The organism is Streptococcus sp. NSSLK0004 (assembly GCF_059039125.1).
This window is the reverse complement of record NZ_CM180142.1, coordinates 809090-825529: the sequence shown is the minus strand read 5'-3', so window position 1 is coordinate 825529 and position 16440 is coordinate 809090. Positions and strand designations below refer to the sequence as shown.

Here is a 16440-nt window from a genome sequence, read left to right as displayed (position 1 = left end):
AAAGAACCTCCTTATAAAAACAGTATATAACTTTTTGACTTTCCATTATAAGCGGTTCTTTTCACACTAGCTTTCTTTTTTATATACTTTCCACAATTTCTGCAACCAATCCTGGGTCGGTCACACCGGTCACTTCTGCTACAACTTCTGGCAGGGATTTTTCCTGCAGAAGAGTTTGGAGTTGCACAGACTGCTCATCTGTTTCATCCTTGTAGCCAAAGATATAGCTGACAGTCGCTAGGAGGTTGTCGTAGGACAAGCCACGCTCACGGAGTTCACGGATTGGACGGATAAAGCGTTCGTCGTAACCGAGCTTGCGGATTGGTGTTCGAGCCACACGTGCTACATCATCTACAATATAAGGATTTTCAAAACGACTGATAATGACCTTGTGGTAGTCCACCAAGGCTTGCTCATCAAATCCCCATTTGGCAATCAAAAGGCTACGGATTTCTGCAAGAACTGCTTCTACCTTACTTTTCACCTCTGAATTTTGCAAGGCTTCCAAAATAGTCGTTGCTCCAAAGTGTGCCCCTGTATAAGCAGATGTCGCGTGTCCTGAGTTAACAGAGAAGAGTTTGCGTTCGATGAAAGGCTCCAAGTCTGCTTCATAGTGAACACCATCTAACTTCAAATCAGGATTTTTCATCCCTCGGGTTTCGACCACCCATTCGTTGAAAGGCTCTACCACGACAAATAATGGATCTTCATGGCTTTGAGCAGGTACGATACGATCCACTGCCGCATTAGGAAAACCGACATATTCTGCTGCGTAAGCCAAGCCTTCTTCTGACAGGTGCTTTTTAACTTCTTCATAAAGAAAGGCAGAGCCACCAATCATATTTTCACAAGCCAATACATCCAGCGGTTGACTATTGCCAGATTCACGGCGTGCTTCAATCCCTTGAGCCACCAATCCAGCGATAAATGGCAAAATGTTTGGTCCAATCGCTGTCGTTACCAAGTCAGCTGTTGCAAGGGCAGCGACAACCTCTTCAGGATTGAGACGATTATTAATTCCTCGCACACCTGATACAGCAATGTGTCGTTGTCCTTCTTCTGCAATCTCAATCTCGTATGCATGACGCTCGTTCAAAGCATCGATAATCGTTTCATTAACATCGACAAAGGCAATTTCAAATCCGTTTTCAAAGAGAATTTCTCCGATAAAACCACGTCCGATATTGCCTGCTCCAAAATGAACTGCTTGTTTCATCTTTTCTTCCTCACTTATCCTACACTGTTCAACAAGGCGATGACTTCTTTTTCTGATTGGGCATCTGCCAATTTAACAACGTTATCCACATCCGCACAGAAAATAGAAATTTTTTGAATAATCTCTAAGTGCTCATCGCCCACTCCAGCAATACCAAAGAGCACTGTCGCAATCTTTGGTGCGTCTTCTGTTCCAAAATTAACGCCTGCAGGTACTTGTACAATAGTAATTCCTGATGAAAGAACTTCTTGTTTAGCTGCATCTGTTCCATGAGGAATAGCAATAAAGTTCCCCATGTAAACAGACAATTCTTCATTGCGTTCAATCATAGCTTCGATATAAGCTTCATTGACATGACCCGCTTGCACCAACTGACGTCCACAGAAACAAATAGCATCTTCTTTGCTAACGAAAGCTTGATTCAATTTGATGAGGTTTTCTTGTAATTCCATGTTAATTCTCCAATTTCTTAATAGTTTCGGTAAAGATTGAATTGAGCAACTGGTAGATAATCTCCTGATTGCCCGTACGGTAAATCTCCGTGTATAGTTTGTTTTCGATAATGGACTGACTGATAGCGGTCATCAGTTCGCGGACTTCTGCACCCTCGCCTAACGGCGTCAACATGACCAATATACGCTGAACTTCTTCCTGTTGATTGTTCATGGAAAGTGCAGCGACACTATTCTCCAATTCAGCGATAATAAATTGACTGCGGATTACCTGGCTGGACTGGGTATGAATGAGGGCTAGATTTGTCTGGGGGATGGCCAGCGGACTAATAGCAAATCGAGATAAGAGTTTGTTTGTTAAGTAAGCCCTATCTTCCACATAGTCCAAATTCGCTACAATAGCTGTTACAGCTTCTTCAAAACTTGTCTGTTGACCAATGCTAGTCAAGCGAAAAGATTGCAAAACCTGACTACTAGCAGCGAGATAGGCCTGCAAATCGTAATGTCTTTCCTCTCTGATTTCTTCCCGTATCAAGACTGTTCGATTTTCTTGAATGAGCTGCAAGGTATCCTGTAACTCTAGAATTTCCTGCGTATTTGGAAAAGTAGAAATCAGATGAATCCCTTCTTGCGTCAGCGGTTTAGTCGTCAAACAATAATCATAGTGCTCCAAGTTCAACTGAGACAGATTGGTCGTACTCTGCACATCGATCCATTCCACAAAAGGTGCGATATTTTTGATTTTAGATACCAAGACACTGGTCGTCAATGGCCTTTCGTCCGTCACCAAGAGCAAGCGAATCGGATAAATATCGGGACTTCTTCGAAGACTAGAAGCAAAATGCAGGGTAACCAGTTCGTACTCGTATTCATTGTGCAAGTAAGTCGGAAAAATGTCCTGCATCACCAGACTGACCAGTCGATGCAAGAAAGGATTTTTCTGGGTAACCAGGTAAGCCACATTGGTCGTTGCATTGTCTGGGAAAAGCATAGGGACAGCCAAACTCAGCCGAATATGATTAAAGAGAAGGGGAAAGAGTAGTCTGTCCTTGATGAAATCAATCTTGGTAAAGCGGGAGACCGAGTCAATCAGCTGGGAGATGTTGTAGTAGAAACCACTGTCAAAGCTTTCTCTGAAGAGTGGTACCTCCTGCCGCTTGATGATTAGCTCATCTAAAATAGTCGCAAAGAAGATGATTTCTTGGATATTGTAGAAGCGTTTGCTGGTCTGGGCCAGGTCCATAAAGACCTTCTGGGAGAAATCCAAGGCTTCCTTGGACACACCAACTCGGTGGTCCAGCTCCCCTTGATTGTCCGCCAGACTTAAGAGAATAATCAGCAACTGCTTGAGCTTGGAGTCAATGTCCCCCAAAGCAGCTTGGTGGCTCTCGAAGACACGGCGGCTTTCTTCTACCACTTCCCTATCCAAAATTGGATAACTAGCATAATCATCTTGCCAAAAGTCCTGAATGGAAATCGCATTAGCTAGGAGAATGGCTAAAATTCGCCGTTTCTGACTGGCTGATCCTGCTAGACCATATCCTTTTTGACGGACAAGTTCCACTCCAAAGTCTGACAAACGTTTTTCAATGGCTGCAATATCCTGAATGACCGTCACATTGGATACCAAGAACTGCTCTTGAAACTGCTCATTAGTCACCACCTGCTGACTAGTCAAGAGCTGATAGGTCATCAGTTCCAAGCGTTGACTAGGAGAGTAAGAATCCATGGTCTTGTAGTCTTCCAGAGCTGATAAGTCACCAGCCAGATAATACTTCTTCCCGTCCTTAACCAAGTCGATTTCATGCTCGGCCAAAAAATCTGTCAAATCAGACAAAGTCCGATAAACCGTCCGAGATGATACCTGCAAAATCTCCGCCATCTCTTTCAATGAAAGCTTCCCTACTTGGAGGAAAGCTTTCATCAATTGTTCTTCACGTTTTGTTAATAGCATAGGTTTATTATACTACATTGTTGAAAAAATTACTTGTGCATACGAGCGACAATCTTATCATATTCCGGCGTTGTCACCAAGCTATCCACCACCAAGAGCTGAGCGTTTGGTGCAGCTTGCTGGACTTCTGCTTGTTGAGCAATAGTCGTAACAACCAGAATGTTTTTAGCATTGTGCTCTGCTAGGTGTTCATAAGGGACAGTCGCAACTGGGATACCAATCCCTTTATTCTGGAAGATAGCACTCAAAGTTGCTTGACCCATGGTTGCAGAACCTTGAGCTTGACCATAAGCAAAGACCACTTCGTCAATGTAGTTCAAGTCTACTTCTGCACCCGCTACCTGGCTTACTTCCTCAGATACAGCTCCTTTGACTTGGCCAGCTAATTGAGAAACAATTTCGTCATATTTTGGTGAAGTCAGGAAATTATCAACAGCTACGTGAATCGCACGCGGTGTACGTTGGGCAGCACGGTCGGCCAATTCTTCTTGGGTCACAATCAAGGTATAATCAGTATCTTGCAAGTTAGCGATTGCTTTGTTGGTAACCGGGATATCCAAGCCGGCTTTTTTGACTTTTTCGCGGAGGAGCGATGCTCCCATAGCAGAGCTTCCCATACCAGCATCACAAGCGAAGATGATTTGTTTTACTGAATCTGCTGAGATCTCCGCAGAAACTGTTTCAACAGCTTGGCCTTTTGCCACAGCTTTAGCAGCTTTTGTTGCCGCTTGAGCCGCTTCCAATGATTCACCTTCTGACTTATCCGCTTTCAAGATGATAGCTGCTACAAGGAAGGAAGCAAGAGCACCTGCAAACACACCTGCATATACAGCCATTAAATTCCCAAGGTAACCATCACCTTTTGGCACCATACCTGTGATTGCGATAATAGAACCAGGAGAAGCCGCAGCTGCAAGGCCAGCATTGAGCGTTTGGAAGACAAAGGTACCTGATACACCACCAGCGATGGCTGCAAGGAAAAGAGCTGGTTTCATCATCACATATGGGAAGTAGATTTCATGAATCCCACCTAAGAAATGAATGACCATCGCACCCCATGAAGAGGATTTAGCAGAACCTTTTCCAAAGAAAGCATAGGCAAGTAAAATACCAAGACCTGGTCCAGGGTTAGCTTCCAAGAGGAAGAGAACAGACTTACCAGCTTCCAAGACTTGCTCTGTTCCAAGCGGTGTAAAGATACCGTGGTTGAGGGCGTTGTTAAGGAAGAGAATCTTAGCAGGCTCGATAATAACATTAGCAAGTGGCAAGAGCTTCATGTCCACAATCGCTTGTACACCATCACCAATCACTCCTGTCATACTTTCAACGAACGGACCTACAATCTTAAAAGTCACCAACATCAAAGCAAAACCAATCAAACCAGCAGAGAAGTTGTTGACCAACATTTCAAAGCCAGGACGAATGCTAGGTTGTACTTTTTCATCAAACTTTTTGATGACCCAGGCCCCCAAAGGACCTACGACCATAGCTCCGATAAACATTGGAACACTAGATCCTGCAATCACACCCATGGTCAAGATGGCCCCCATAACACCTCCACGTTGGCCATAGACATTATAACCACCAGTGTAACCAATCAAGAGTGGCAAGAGGTAAGTAATCATTGGGCTGACGATCGTCGCAAAGGTTTCATTTGGCAACCAGCCTGTTTCAATGAAGAGCGAGGTCAAAACACCCCAAGCAATGAATGCACCGATATTCGGCATCACCATATTTGAAAGAGTTGTTCCGAGTTTTTGGAGACGAACTCGTAATGAAGAATTTTCCATATTATTTTTCCTCCTGTTTTGTAAGTTTATTATACAAAACCTCTTGTCACAACAAAACTCAAATCTTGTCACAAAAATTGTGACAAAAAAGAGACTAGGTTCTCAAACACCTAGCCTCTCCACTCCAATTTGATATAAATAGTCAGCTTCTCTTTGCTGTCTAATCAAGACCAACATCCTTTTTACACGTCTGACACTTCGCGTTTCTTACAATACTCCTCTCAACTGGTCCACATCCTCTTGGCTGGTTGACCAACTAGTTGCAAAACGAATAACAGTGTGGTCTTGGTCGTATTTTTCCCAGAATCCATAGGCAATTCCTGCTTCAGTTAATCTCTTCAGTTCTTCACTTTTAACGATAACAAACTGCTGGTTAGTTGGGGATTTGAGGTAGAAACGATAGCCTTTTTCTTCCAAAATCACCTTAAGTTGCTCTGCCATTGCGATTGCATGACGACCTAGTTCGATATACAAGTCATCTGTAAACAGACGGTCAAACTGGACACCGTTCAAACGGCCTTTAGCTAACAAAGCTCCGTGTTGCTTGACAATACTGGTGAAATGCTTGGGTTGGTTGTTCTTGGTAAAGACCAATGCCTCTCCCATCAGAGCACCCATTTTCGTTCCGCCAATGTAAAACAGGTCTGTCAGCTCTGCTATTGCCTGCAAATCCACATCTGTCTCACGAGAAGCCAGGGCATAGCCAAGACGTGCCCCATCTAAGAAAAGGGGAATCTGGTAGTTCCGACAGACTTCTGCAATAGCCGTCAACTCAGCCTTGCTATAGAGAGTGCCGTACTCAGTCGGGTGGGAGATATAGACCATGCCGGGATGCACCATATGCTCGCGATTGGCATCTGCGTAAAAGTCAGCCAGTAGCTGCTCGATGTCCGCCGCAAAAATCTTGCCTTCCTGATGCGGAATGGCCAGCACCTTATGACCTGAAAACTCAATCGCTCCTGCTTCGTGGGTGGAGATGTGCCCTGTGTCTGCCGCGATGACTCCCTCATAAGAAGCCAGCATGGAATTGATAGCTACCTGGTTGGTCTGGGTGCCACCTGTCAGAAAAGTGATTTGAGCTTGGGGGCACTTAGTCGCCTGACAAATTTTCTCAATAGCTGACTGGGTATAGCAGTCTGTACCATAGCCTGACAAACCTTCTTGGTTGGATTCCACCAAGGCCTGCAATAATGCTGGATGAGCTCCTTTGTTGTAATCATTTTCAAAATGTAGCATGACAATCAATATTCCTTTCATTTGACTATTTCAATGCTAATCTCGTTTAAAGATATCACGCGTATATACTTTATCAAGAACATCATCCAAAATTTTATCACTTCTATTTGCAACAATAACTTGGCTTTTCCTCTTAAATTCACCTAAGTGATTCACAATTTTTGATCCAAAAAAGGTAGTTCCGTTTTCTAAACTTGGTTCATAGATGATTACTTGAACACCTTTTGCCTTTAGACGTTTCATTACTCCTTGGATAGAACTTTGTCGAAAATTATCGGATTGGGATTTCATTGCCAAACGATAAATTCCAACAACAATCTCTTTTTCAACCTGTTCAGAATACTCACTATTTTTAGAGTAATCGTAATAACCAGCCTGCTTCAAAATCTGATCAGCAATAAAGTCTTTCCTTGTCCGGTTGGACTCAACAATAGCTGTCATCATATTTTGCGGAATTGAATCGTAATTGGCAAGAAGTTGCTTGCTATCTTTAGGTAAACAATATCCTCCATAGCCAAAGGAAGGATTATTATAATGACTACCTATTCGCGGATCCAAGCCAACACCAGTAATAATTGCCTCTGTATCCAAATTTTTGATTTCTGCATAAGTATCAAGCTCATTAAAATAAGACACACGCAAGGCTAAATAAGTATTCGCAAACAGCTTAACCGCCTCAGCTTCTGTCGCTCCCATATGCAATACATCTACTTCTTCTTTTTCCGCAGCTGCTGCTAACATCTGACCAAATAAGATAGACTGTTCTACAACTTTCTGGCTGTCACTCTTTTCATAAGAAACAATGATACGAGATGGATATAGATTATCATATAAAGCTTTTGATTCACGCAAAAATTCTGGACTAAAAATAATACGGTCTGTATCAAATTTTTCCCGCATTTGATTTGTAAATACAACTGGAACAGTTGATTTAATGACAATGAGAGAATGACTATTTGCCTCTAAAACTTGCTGGATGACATCTTCCACATGACTAGTATCGAAGAAATTTCTCCTACTATCATAATTAGTAGGAGTAGCAATTATAACTATGTCAGCCTGACTATACGCCCATTTGCCATCAAGAGTAGCTGTTAATTGCAATTCCTTCGTTTCCAGATACTCTTCAATATAGTCATCTTGAATCGGTGAAATCCTTGAGTTGATAGCATTTACTTTCTCAGGCAAGATATCTACCGCAACAACTTCATGTTGTTGTGCCAATAATACAGCAACAGATAAACCAACATAACCTGTTCCAGCAACTGCAACTTTTTGTTTTTCAACTTGATTTCCCTTCTTATCACACGCCAAAAGAAAGACTTTCGAAATATCAAAGTCTAGAACAGTCGCTAGTTCTCCTATTTGTAAAACATTTGGAATATATTTTTCTTGCTCTATTTTACTGATTATAGAACGATGGATAGAAGTCCTCTCTGCAATATCCTGTTGAGTCCATCCTTTTTCTTTACGTTGTTTCTTCACTAGGCTAGCTAAGTGTTTCATCGAAAAATTTGTACGATTCATGTCATTCTCCTGTTTATTTCTACTCTCAATAGTATAGCATTTGTTTCAATTTCGAACAAATATTATATATTCTATAAAAGATAATACTTAATTTGTTAAAATATCGCACAAATGAAGCTTTCGATTACAAGGAAAATCGACAGGGAGAACCTACGAAATTCCTTTCTGGACAAAATTTGGGGCAGACATAACAAAAACCCTTGTGTATCAAGGGTTTTAAGCATATTTTTATCCACCCTGAGGGAATCGAACCCCCATCTCAAGAACCGGAATCTTACGTGATATCCATTACACTAAGGGTGGAAATGAAAAACTTGCACGAAGCAAGTTTTACTCGAATTACAATTCAATATCGCCGAAAAGATCAGCCATTGAGAATCCAGATTGAGTTTCCGGTAATTCGAAGTCACGTTTTTCTTCACGTTTTTGACGACGTGGACGTGTTGCACGCTTCTCAGCTTTCTCTTCGCCTTCAGCCGCTGCTGGACGCTCTTCCAAAGCTTTGATAGAAAGCGATACACGCTCATCTGTTGCATTCACTTCAAGAACTTTAACTGTTACATCTTGCCCTACAGTTAACGCATCTTTTGGATTTTCAACACGTTTGTGTGAAATTTGTGAGATGTGTACCAAACCATCAATACCTGGCAATACTTCAACGAAAGCACCGAAGTCAGTCAAACGTTTAACTTTACCTTCGATAACATCACCAGTTGCCAATTTTTGCTCAACGCCGTCCCATGGACCAGGCTGTGTAGCTTTCAATGACAATGATACGCGTCCTTCTTCTTCATCAAGTGCAAGAACTTTCACTTCAACTTCTTCACCTACAGTTACAACTGATTTAGGAGAAACATTACGTTCATGTGACAATTCAGTCAAATGAACCAATCCATCAACACCACCAAGGTCGATGAAAGCACCGAAGCTAGTGATACGTGCAACTGTACCAGTTACAACTTCGCCTACTGACAATTTACCAAATACTTCTGCACGTGCTGCTGCTGCTGATTCTTCAACAACGTCACGACGTGACAAGATAAAGCGGTTTTCAGCTGGATCAACTTCTTTAATTTTTGCGTCAAATTCTTGACCAACAAAACGCTCAGTGTTGCGAGTAAAGCGACTGTCAATCATTGAAGCAGGGATGAAACCACGAAGCCCTTCAACTTCAACTGAGAGACCACCTTTAACGGCACGAGTTACCTTAACAGGTACTACTTCGCCTTCGCGACCAACCAATTTATCCCAAGCCTTGCGTGCTTCAAGACGTTTCTTAGAAACAAGGTAAGTTACTGTATCCGTATCTTTACCTACAACTTGGCGAAGGACAAGCAATTCAAGAGTTTCGCCAACTTTAACGAGTTCATTGATATCAGCGTCACGATCGTTTGTCAACTCACGAAGAGTCAAGACACCTTCAACACCAGTACCAGAGATAGCTACATTCGCTTGACCAGCATCAACTGTCAATACTTCTGCAGTTACCACATCACCAGGTGCTACTTCATTCACACTGTTCAACAAATCTTCAAATTCGTTCATTATAAATAAACCTCCGACAATCAGGCCTCTCGACCTAACATAAAATATATTTTATTAAGGCACACGCAAGGACAAACAACAATATGACATCTTTGACGAACTAGAGTTTCCTCTAGTACCTTGACTGGGGTAGCTGGATTCGAACCAACGAATGAGGGAGTCAAAGTCCCTTGCCTTACCGCTTGGCGATACCCCAAAACATTATTCTAAGATAGTAATCTGAAATGAACTCGTGCTAAACGCTGTGTAAAAAAGATAAGTAGCCTAGCAAATCAGGATTTGCTGTCAACTTCCTATTTTTACTGTGCGTTTGACGCCCTTAGTATCTTAGACATGGAAAGAGAGGGATTCGAACCCCCGAACCCGAAGGAGCGGATTTACAGTCCGCCGCGTTTAGCCTCTTCGCTATCTTTCCATAACGCCAACAGCCACTATTTTACCATAAAAAAGTGACTATTTCAAGGGCTTAATTACTTAAATTGTAACTTTCAATAATATTTCCGACTGCTTGTTCCAATTTTTTATACAGACTGTCGGTACTTCCATTTTTCAAAACAGCAAATTGATCATCTGCTAACTCTGCTATCTCACCAATTGTCTTTTTACCGATGCTCAAACGGTAGCCTGAAAATTCTTGTACTCCGACCTTTACTTTACTATCTTCGATTTGAATCTCAATTTTTTTATCTTTTTTTACCATAATCCCTCCTGAATGAACTATCTCTCTCATTCTACAAAAAAAGAGAACAGCTTGCAAGTTCTAACATCTTCAATTAACCATATCTGTATAAAGAAAATACATAAAAGAGTATATTTAATATATGCATTTTCTTTACTTTCAGATAGATTTTCCACTACATTATAAGAATAGTCTCATTGTATTTTCACGATCACTCTTACAGATTTTAGTGAAAATTCATTATATTATACATAAAATAAATTTACTGTAACAGGTAAATTTGTTAACGTAATATTAAAATATCTTTGCTAATAGTGGCCTTTTGCAAAGGAGATTTTTCTTCAATTTCTCCTTGAGAACTTAATTTATCAAATACCACAACAATAGTTTTTAGTAACAGTTTAAAATCTAAGAGAATTGAGTAGTTTTTTATATAAAGCAAATCAAACTTTAGTTTACTTTCAAATCCCGAGGTATATTTACCATAAACTTGAGCATAGCCTGTGATACCTGCTCTAACATTGTGACGAAGAGAATAAAATTGATTTTCTTTAGTAAATTGTTCAACAAATGATGTTCTTTCCGGTCTAGGTCCAATTAAAGACATTTCTCCTTTTTAAAACATTTATCAATTGTGGAATTTCATCAATCCTTGTAGAACGGATAATTCTACCAACTTTTGTCACTCGACTATCATTTGCCTTGGCTAATACTGGTCCTGTTGCCTCTTCAGCATTCACTACCATTGAACGAAACTTTAGGATTGAAAAAACCTGCTGATTTAATGTCACGCGTTCTTGGCGATAAAAAACTGGACCTGGACTCTCTAACTTAATAGCAATTATTGTGATTAACATAACTGGTGATAAGAATAGGAGTAATAGTAACGAAATCAAGATGTCTAATAAACGCTTAATAACAACCTGTTCTGTTGATAAGAAATAAGGTGATAATTGAAGAATACTCTCATCTGATATATTGACTAAACTAGAATTAAGAGCCATAGTATTTTCAATATTTGTAGTAATATATAACGTTTTGTTCTTAGTGATTAGATAATTGTAAATCTCCTGTCTTTCCACAGGATCAATTTTACCTGCAATATAAACTATATCCACTTTATCTATCTCATTTTTTAAATGCAATAGATAATTTCCGATAACGACATGAGTAATCTGCTGAAATGGTTTTATAACGTCTTCTATATTCTCAAGTGCTATTTTAACAGCCTTTTCTTTCCCTAAAATGAGAATAGATTTTCGCTTGGCATACTTAGTAAGGTAATAATAAATAGACAAATGGAGAAGGCTTACAATAAAAGTTCCTGCTAGGGTATAAGTGACTAAAAAAGACCAATGCCATTGAAAGGAACTTACAGATATAAAGTAAGTAGCACTAAGAACTAATGAAAAAATTAACTGTACTATAAAAGAAGTTAGCACAATGCTTGTGGGGGTGCGGCTAAAATAGGCCTGCGTTTCAAACCCCTTGCTGATAACCACATAGATTAAGACCAAAAAAACTATATGTGGCACAAATTGGATCAGACCATTTTCAATAAATCCAACAATATGTTTTGATGCAACAACGAAATGTACAGCTAGTAGCATAGAAATAGCTTCAATTGTATAAACCAACTTTGATAGGACACTAGTCCTGTCTAGCATTTTATAAAACGCCTCCTTATATTTTAAAAACAAATGTAGAAATAGTGCAACGACATACTTTGATGAAGACTTCTATAGCAAACTATCTACAGTACTTTAATTCTACTTTTTTTGATTTGTTTTGTCACTAATTTTTGATGATGCTTGAAATTCTCTAGCACCTTGAAACATGTATTTTATATCTTCTAGCATAGAAAGGTGAGGCTTCACCAACTTGCGTTTTCGAACTGCAAATTGCAAGATCAATACCCAATACCAGACTGGTGACATTCTTTTATACACCGCACCTCTTTTACGACTCAATGCCTTATTCGGAGTCCTATCCCAATATGACTCTCTATGACGGAGTCTAGCAATCTTAACCGGATAACTATATACAGATAAGCCACTTCTTAATGCATCGAATAAGAAAATATTTTCTTCTCCGAATGTATATTTTGCTCCTATACCAAATCGCTCATCAAAACGAAGCTCTTTTTCCTCTATCTTAGACTTTTTAAATGTAATTTGACAAGATGAAACCTTCATCGCACTCAGATAATTTAATTTTTTTGCAGGTAATTTCTTTTTACTAAGAGAAGATAATTCATACTCGATATAAAAAACAATAATGTCTGCCTCAGGTATTTTTTGGTAAGCCTCCGCTACAATATCATCGTAATCATCAACAAATACCATATCATCATCTGCAAGTTGACAAATATCCTCTGTTTTCGCTAATGAAATAGCGTCATTGCGACTAGCACTAAGGCCGATACGATTACTTTCCAGTACTGTCATCCTACCGCTACTAATACGTTCTGTCAGACTTCTTTCAGTCCCCCATTGATTCACAACAATCGTATCAGTAGCAGTCAGGTTCATCTGCTTTACCAAATCTGGAACACACTCATTCTTCAGAGTAGCAACAAGTACAACCATAAAATCTCCTTATAATCTCCGTTTAACTGCATTAAAGGCATAGCCAATAAAAGGTATGATAGATTGAAATAGGGATAACCCCTCAACTTTTCTATATAGAAACCAAGTACGCTTAATCGCTGCTAATTTATTGGCTGATAAAGATTGACTCGTCCGTCGATAAAGCGATAAAGGCTCTGATAAACTATAAGCGTGTTCTATCACTTTTAATACTTTCCACCAGGTCGCCATATCCTGCCCTTTCCGAACATCAGGCATAGCAATCTGTTCTTTCGTTAGCTGTCTCATATCAAACATAACTGTCGATGTCCAAATCGTATGATTTCGTAACAATTGTTTATAAGAAATCACGGATGGCACACGAACCGGGGATTTAAGTGGTTGCCCTGATTCATTAGCAAATTGATATCCTGTAAAAGTAAAAGCGTAGTTATGAGCTTGCATAAACGCAACTTGTTTTTCTAGTTTCGTTGGTTCCCAAAGGTCATCTGCATCTAAAAAACTAATATAGCGACCTCTAGCCGCTTCTACACCTTTATTACGGGAAACTCCTACCCCACTATTCTGATTATTTTGCAAAAGAAACAATATTGGAGCAAGTTCTTTCTGCAGTGAGGAAACAATAGTCATTGAATTATCTGTAGAACAATCATCTACCACAATAATTTCTAAATCTTGAAAAGTCTGCTTCAAAACAGACTGTATAGTTTCTGTAATATATTTTTCAGCGTTATACATGGGAATGATGACACTGACCAAGGGAGTCGGATTTACGTTCATCGTTAACATATCCTTATGAATTATATTTGAAAATTAGTAATGATTATAGTAAGATTAGAACAATCACCTAAAAGAAAGAAAAAACAAACAAAATGAATTTACCCCTTATTTCCGTTGTCATTCCAAACTATAATCGTGCTCACCTCTTAGAGGGAGTTGTTGAGAGTGTAGTAAAACAACAATATCAAAATATCGAGATTATCATTGTAGATGACTGTTCCACAGACAACTCTATCGAAGTATTAACTCAACTAAGCAATAAAATTCCGAACCTATTCTTCTATCAAGTTCCTGAAAATCAAGGGGCTAATGCCTGTCGCAACAAAGGAGTCCAATTGTCCAAGGGAGAATATATTGCCTTCTTAGACTCTGACGACTACTTTCTACCTGATAAACTAACAAAACAATTTACTATTTTTGAAGCCTATCCTGAAGTTGGCTTTGTCGTCACAGGATTCGATGCCAAAACGATTGTCACTCTACCGGAAGGATTCATTCCTCTGGCAGAGACCGTTAAGCAAAACAATCTAGGTGGTTTTTCAACTCTAATGGTCAAGAAGTCGGCCTTTTTAGAAGTTGGTGGCCTTGATACTGATTTACTTAGCTGTCAAGACTGGGATTTATTTTTAAAACTATTGCAGCGCCATAAGGGATATAAAATCGCAGAAAATTTAGTTATCTATGAAGCACAAGCAGATAGTATTTCTAAAAACAGCACCAAGGTTATTCAAGGCTACCAAATCGTCTCTCAACGTTCTAAAGAGATAAATCGTTCTTTAGGACTTATTCCTGAAAAAGAATTGATTCGTTACCAGGAATATTATCTGGCTATGCGTTATTTTGGTCTCAAGGATATTGACCATACCCGAAAATATCTTTGGAAATCTATTCGGACCAAACCTAGTCTTGTTCCTATTATCTATTTAGTAGCCGCTCTATTGGGTTATTCTTGTCTCGATATGCTACTTAAAATAAAACGGCGGTGGCTAACTAAATAGATAGTCAAAAAAATAGAAACTAGCTACGAGCCAGTTTAGGAATTATAATGTTCTATTTCCTCTTTTCAATTTTTGACAATCATTATCAATTATCATAATGTACTTTCGGTACTTCTGATAATTGTATCAAAATTGATCTTTTTTATCAAACATACTAACCACGAAAGATAACTTCTAAATGAATACAAAATCACTCAAATTAAATGGTATCATTTCTTTACTGAATCGATTTATTTCTATTATTTGTAGCCTGATTTTACCTAGGCTCTTTATTACAGCATACGGTTCAGAAGTTAATGGTCTTATGTCCAGTATTAGTCAATACCTGACACTAATCAGTCTGTTGGATATGGGAATGGGAGCAGTGATACAGGCAAACGTCTACCAGCCCTTGGTTGAAAAAGATTATCTATCTCTTTCAACTATTTATTACAAATCTCAGAATTTTTTTAATAAAATAGGCCTTGCCTTGATATTGTATATCATAGGACTCTGCTTCTTTCTTCCCCGTATTTTATCAGGCCCTTTTTCCCAGACACAAATCATTAGTTTTGTAGCTATTCTCTCTCTATCTCATTTATTACAATTTTTTGTTGGCATTACCAGTCAAATTATCCTTGGTTCTGATCAAAAAAACTACATAAAAGAGATACTCCAGGGACTAACCAACATTGCTAACCTCTGTTTATCCTATTTTCTTATCAAACAAGGAAGCTCTATACTGATTGTCCGTCTAGTATCTGCCTTAGTTTTTATACTCCCGCCTATATATATCAGTTTCTACGTACACAAACACTATAATATATCCAAAAAAAATATTGATAAAAACTATCGTATAAAACAACAATGGTATGGCATCGGCCAGCATATTGCCTACACTATTCAAGAAAGTACAGATATTGTTATTTTATCAACCTTTGCTAGTCTAACAGATGTTTCAATCTACACCATTTACAATACTGTATTTCAAGGGATGAAGACACTTCTAAATGCTGCAACCAGTGGACTTCGACCTTTCCTGGGCAGAGCGCTTTATGCAACGAATCCTGTTCTACTAACTCAACAATTTCGAAAGCTAGAATGGTTGTTACACACGGTCTCGACATTGTTGTTAACTCTAACCTTCCAGCTAATTACACCATTTGTACTGCTCTATACTGCTTCTGTGACTGATACAGATTACAATCAACCTATTTTTGGTTATGTGATGACCTTCTCTCTGTTTTTATATGCTATCCGTCTTCCTTATCGAACGCTTGTATTTGCAGAGGGAGAATTTAAGAAAACACAGCTGGGGAGTTATTTAGAAGCATTTATCAATCTCTTCTTGTCTCTACTACTTGTACATCCTTTTGGTATTACAGGAGTTGCCATTGGGACTACTTTTTCTCAATTATTCAGTCTGTTTTACTATATTTGGTATTGTTACAAACATATTCTAATTTCTTCTGCAAAACTCGTTTATAAACAACTGGCAATCAATCTCTCCGTATTCCTTTTTTCTAATGTATTTTTCTTTGCTTTCCTAAACACAATTTCCAATATACGTGTATGGATAGTACATGCAATAATCAGTATGACATTTACGCTTTTTACCAGTTTAATAATGAGTTACATATTTACAAAAATGGAACTACTCGAATTCATTCGCACTCGCCACTAATCATGACCACCC

The 16440-nt window shown here is 39.1% G+C and carries 14 protein-coding genes and 3 tRNA genes; 2 read left to right on the top strand and 15 right to left on the bottom strand.

Features of this window, described 5'->3' with window-relative positions; genetic code table 11:
• Positions 1 to 79: 79 nt before the first annotated feature.
• From AC4CS8_RS04295 to AC4CS8_RS04225, 15 genes are all read right to left on the bottom strand, one after another.
• Positions 80 to 1216, bottom strand: a complete 1137-nt coding sequence (locus AC4CS8_RS04295) for a mannitol-1-phosphate 5-dehydrogenase (RefSeq protein WP_493893705.1) — start codon at positions 1214 to 1216, stop codon at positions 80 to 82.
• 14 nt (positions 1217 to 1230) lie between these two features.
• Entirely contained in the window at positions 1231 to 1668 is a 438-nt protein-coding gene (locus tag AC4CS8_RS04290) for a PTS mannitol transporter subunit IIA (RefSeq protein WP_493893704.1), read from the bottom strand.
• A gap of 1 nt (position 1669) precedes the next feature.
• A complete protein-coding gene (locus AC4CS8_RS04285; protein WP_493893703.1) occupies positions 1670 to 3622 on the bottom strand; it encodes a BglG family transcription antiterminator in 1953 nt (650 codons plus the stop codon).
• A gap of 29 nt (positions 3623 to 3651) precedes the next feature.
• Complete coding sequence (locus AC4CS8_RS04280; protein WP_493893702.1) at positions 3652 to 5412, bottom strand: PTS mannitol transporter subunit IIBC; 1761 nt, start codon at positions 5410 to 5412, stop codon at positions 3652 to 3654.
• A 207-nt stretch (positions 5413 to 5619) separates the two neighbouring features.
• A complete protein-coding gene (locus tag AC4CS8_RS04275; RefSeq protein ID WP_493893868.1) occupies positions 5620 to 6648 on the bottom strand; it encodes a threonine aldolase family protein in 1029 nt (342 codons plus the stop codon).
• A 36-nt stretch (positions 6649 to 6684) separates the two neighbouring features.
• Positions 6685 to 8175 carry a nucleotide sugar dehydrogenase gene (locus AC4CS8_RS04270; RefSeq protein ID WP_493893701.1) on the bottom strand — a complete coding sequence of 497 codons (1491 nt, stop codon included), beginning with the start codon at positions 8173 to 8175 and terminating at the stop codon, positions 6685 to 6687.
• 231 nt (positions 8176 to 8406) lie between these two features.
• Positions 8407 to 8478: transfer RNA gene (locus AC4CS8_RS04265), tRNA-Arg, on the bottom strand.
• Between the two features lie 36 nt (positions 8479 to 8514).
• Positions 8515 to 9720: a 30S ribosomal protein S1 gene (gene rpsA / locus AC4CS8_RS04260; protein WP_493893700.1), complete on the bottom strand. Its 1206-nt coding sequence runs from the start codon at positions 9718 to 9720 to the stop codon at positions 8515 to 8517.
• A 124-nt stretch (positions 9721 to 9844) separates the two neighbouring features.
• Positions 9845 to 9916, bottom strand: a tRNA-Gln gene (locus tag AC4CS8_RS04255).
• 138 nt (positions 9917 to 10054) lie between these two features.
• Positions 10055 to 10135 (bottom strand) — tRNA-Tyr (locus AC4CS8_RS04250).
• Between the two features lie 51 nt (positions 10136 to 10186).
• Positions 10187 to 10420: a DUF2969 domain-containing protein gene (locus AC4CS8_RS04245; RefSeq protein ID WP_493893699.1), complete on the bottom strand. Its 234-nt coding sequence runs from the start codon at positions 10418 to 10420 to the stop codon at positions 10187 to 10189.
• Positions 10421 to 10682: 262 nt separating this feature from the next.
• On the bottom strand, positions 10683 to 11006 hold the full coding sequence (locus AC4CS8_RS04240; RefSeq protein WP_493893698.1) for a sugar transferase: 324 nt from the start codon (positions 11004 to 11006) through the stop codon (positions 10683 to 10685).
• Complete coding sequence (locus AC4CS8_RS04235; RefSeq protein ID WP_493893697.1) at positions 10987 to 12066, bottom strand: sugar transferase; 1080 nt, start codon at positions 12064 to 12066, stop codon at positions 10987 to 10989. Before AC4CS8_RS04235 ends, AC4CS8_RS04240 begins: the two co-directional genes overlap by 20 nt.
• Positions 12067 to 12168: 102 nt before the next feature.
• Complete coding sequence (locus AC4CS8_RS04230) at positions 12169 to 12987, bottom strand: glycosyltransferase family 2 protein (RefSeq protein WP_493893696.1); 819 nt, start codon at positions 12985 to 12987, stop codon at positions 12169 to 12171.
• Positions 12988 to 12996: 9 nt separating this feature from the next.
• The gene (locus AC4CS8_RS04225; protein ID WP_493893695.1) at positions 12997 to 13767 is read right to left on the bottom strand and encodes a glycosyltransferase family 2 protein; all 771 of its coding nucleotides are present in this window, start codon (positions 13765 to 13767) and stop codon (positions 12997 to 12999) included.
• Positions 13768 to 13859: 92 nt separating this feature from the next.
• On the opposite strand from AC4CS8_RS04225, the gene AC4CS8_RS04220 reads away from it, so the two are divergent.
• Together AC4CS8_RS04220 and AC4CS8_RS04215 are read left to right on the top strand one after the other, a co-directional pair.
• Positions 13860 to 14765 carry a glycosyltransferase family 2 protein gene (locus tag AC4CS8_RS04220; RefSeq protein ID WP_493893694.1) on the top strand — a complete coding sequence of 302 codons (906 nt, stop codon included), beginning with the start codon at positions 13860 to 13862 and terminating at the stop codon, positions 14763 to 14765.
• 178 nt (positions 14766 to 14943) lie between these two features.
• Positions 14944 to 16428, top strand: coding sequence for a lipopolysaccharide biosynthesis protein (locus AC4CS8_RS04215; RefSeq protein ID WP_493893693.1), 1485 nt, complete (start codon positions 14944 to 14946; stop codon positions 16426 to 16428).
• The last annotated feature ends 12 nt before the right edge of the window (positions 16429 to 16440 follow it).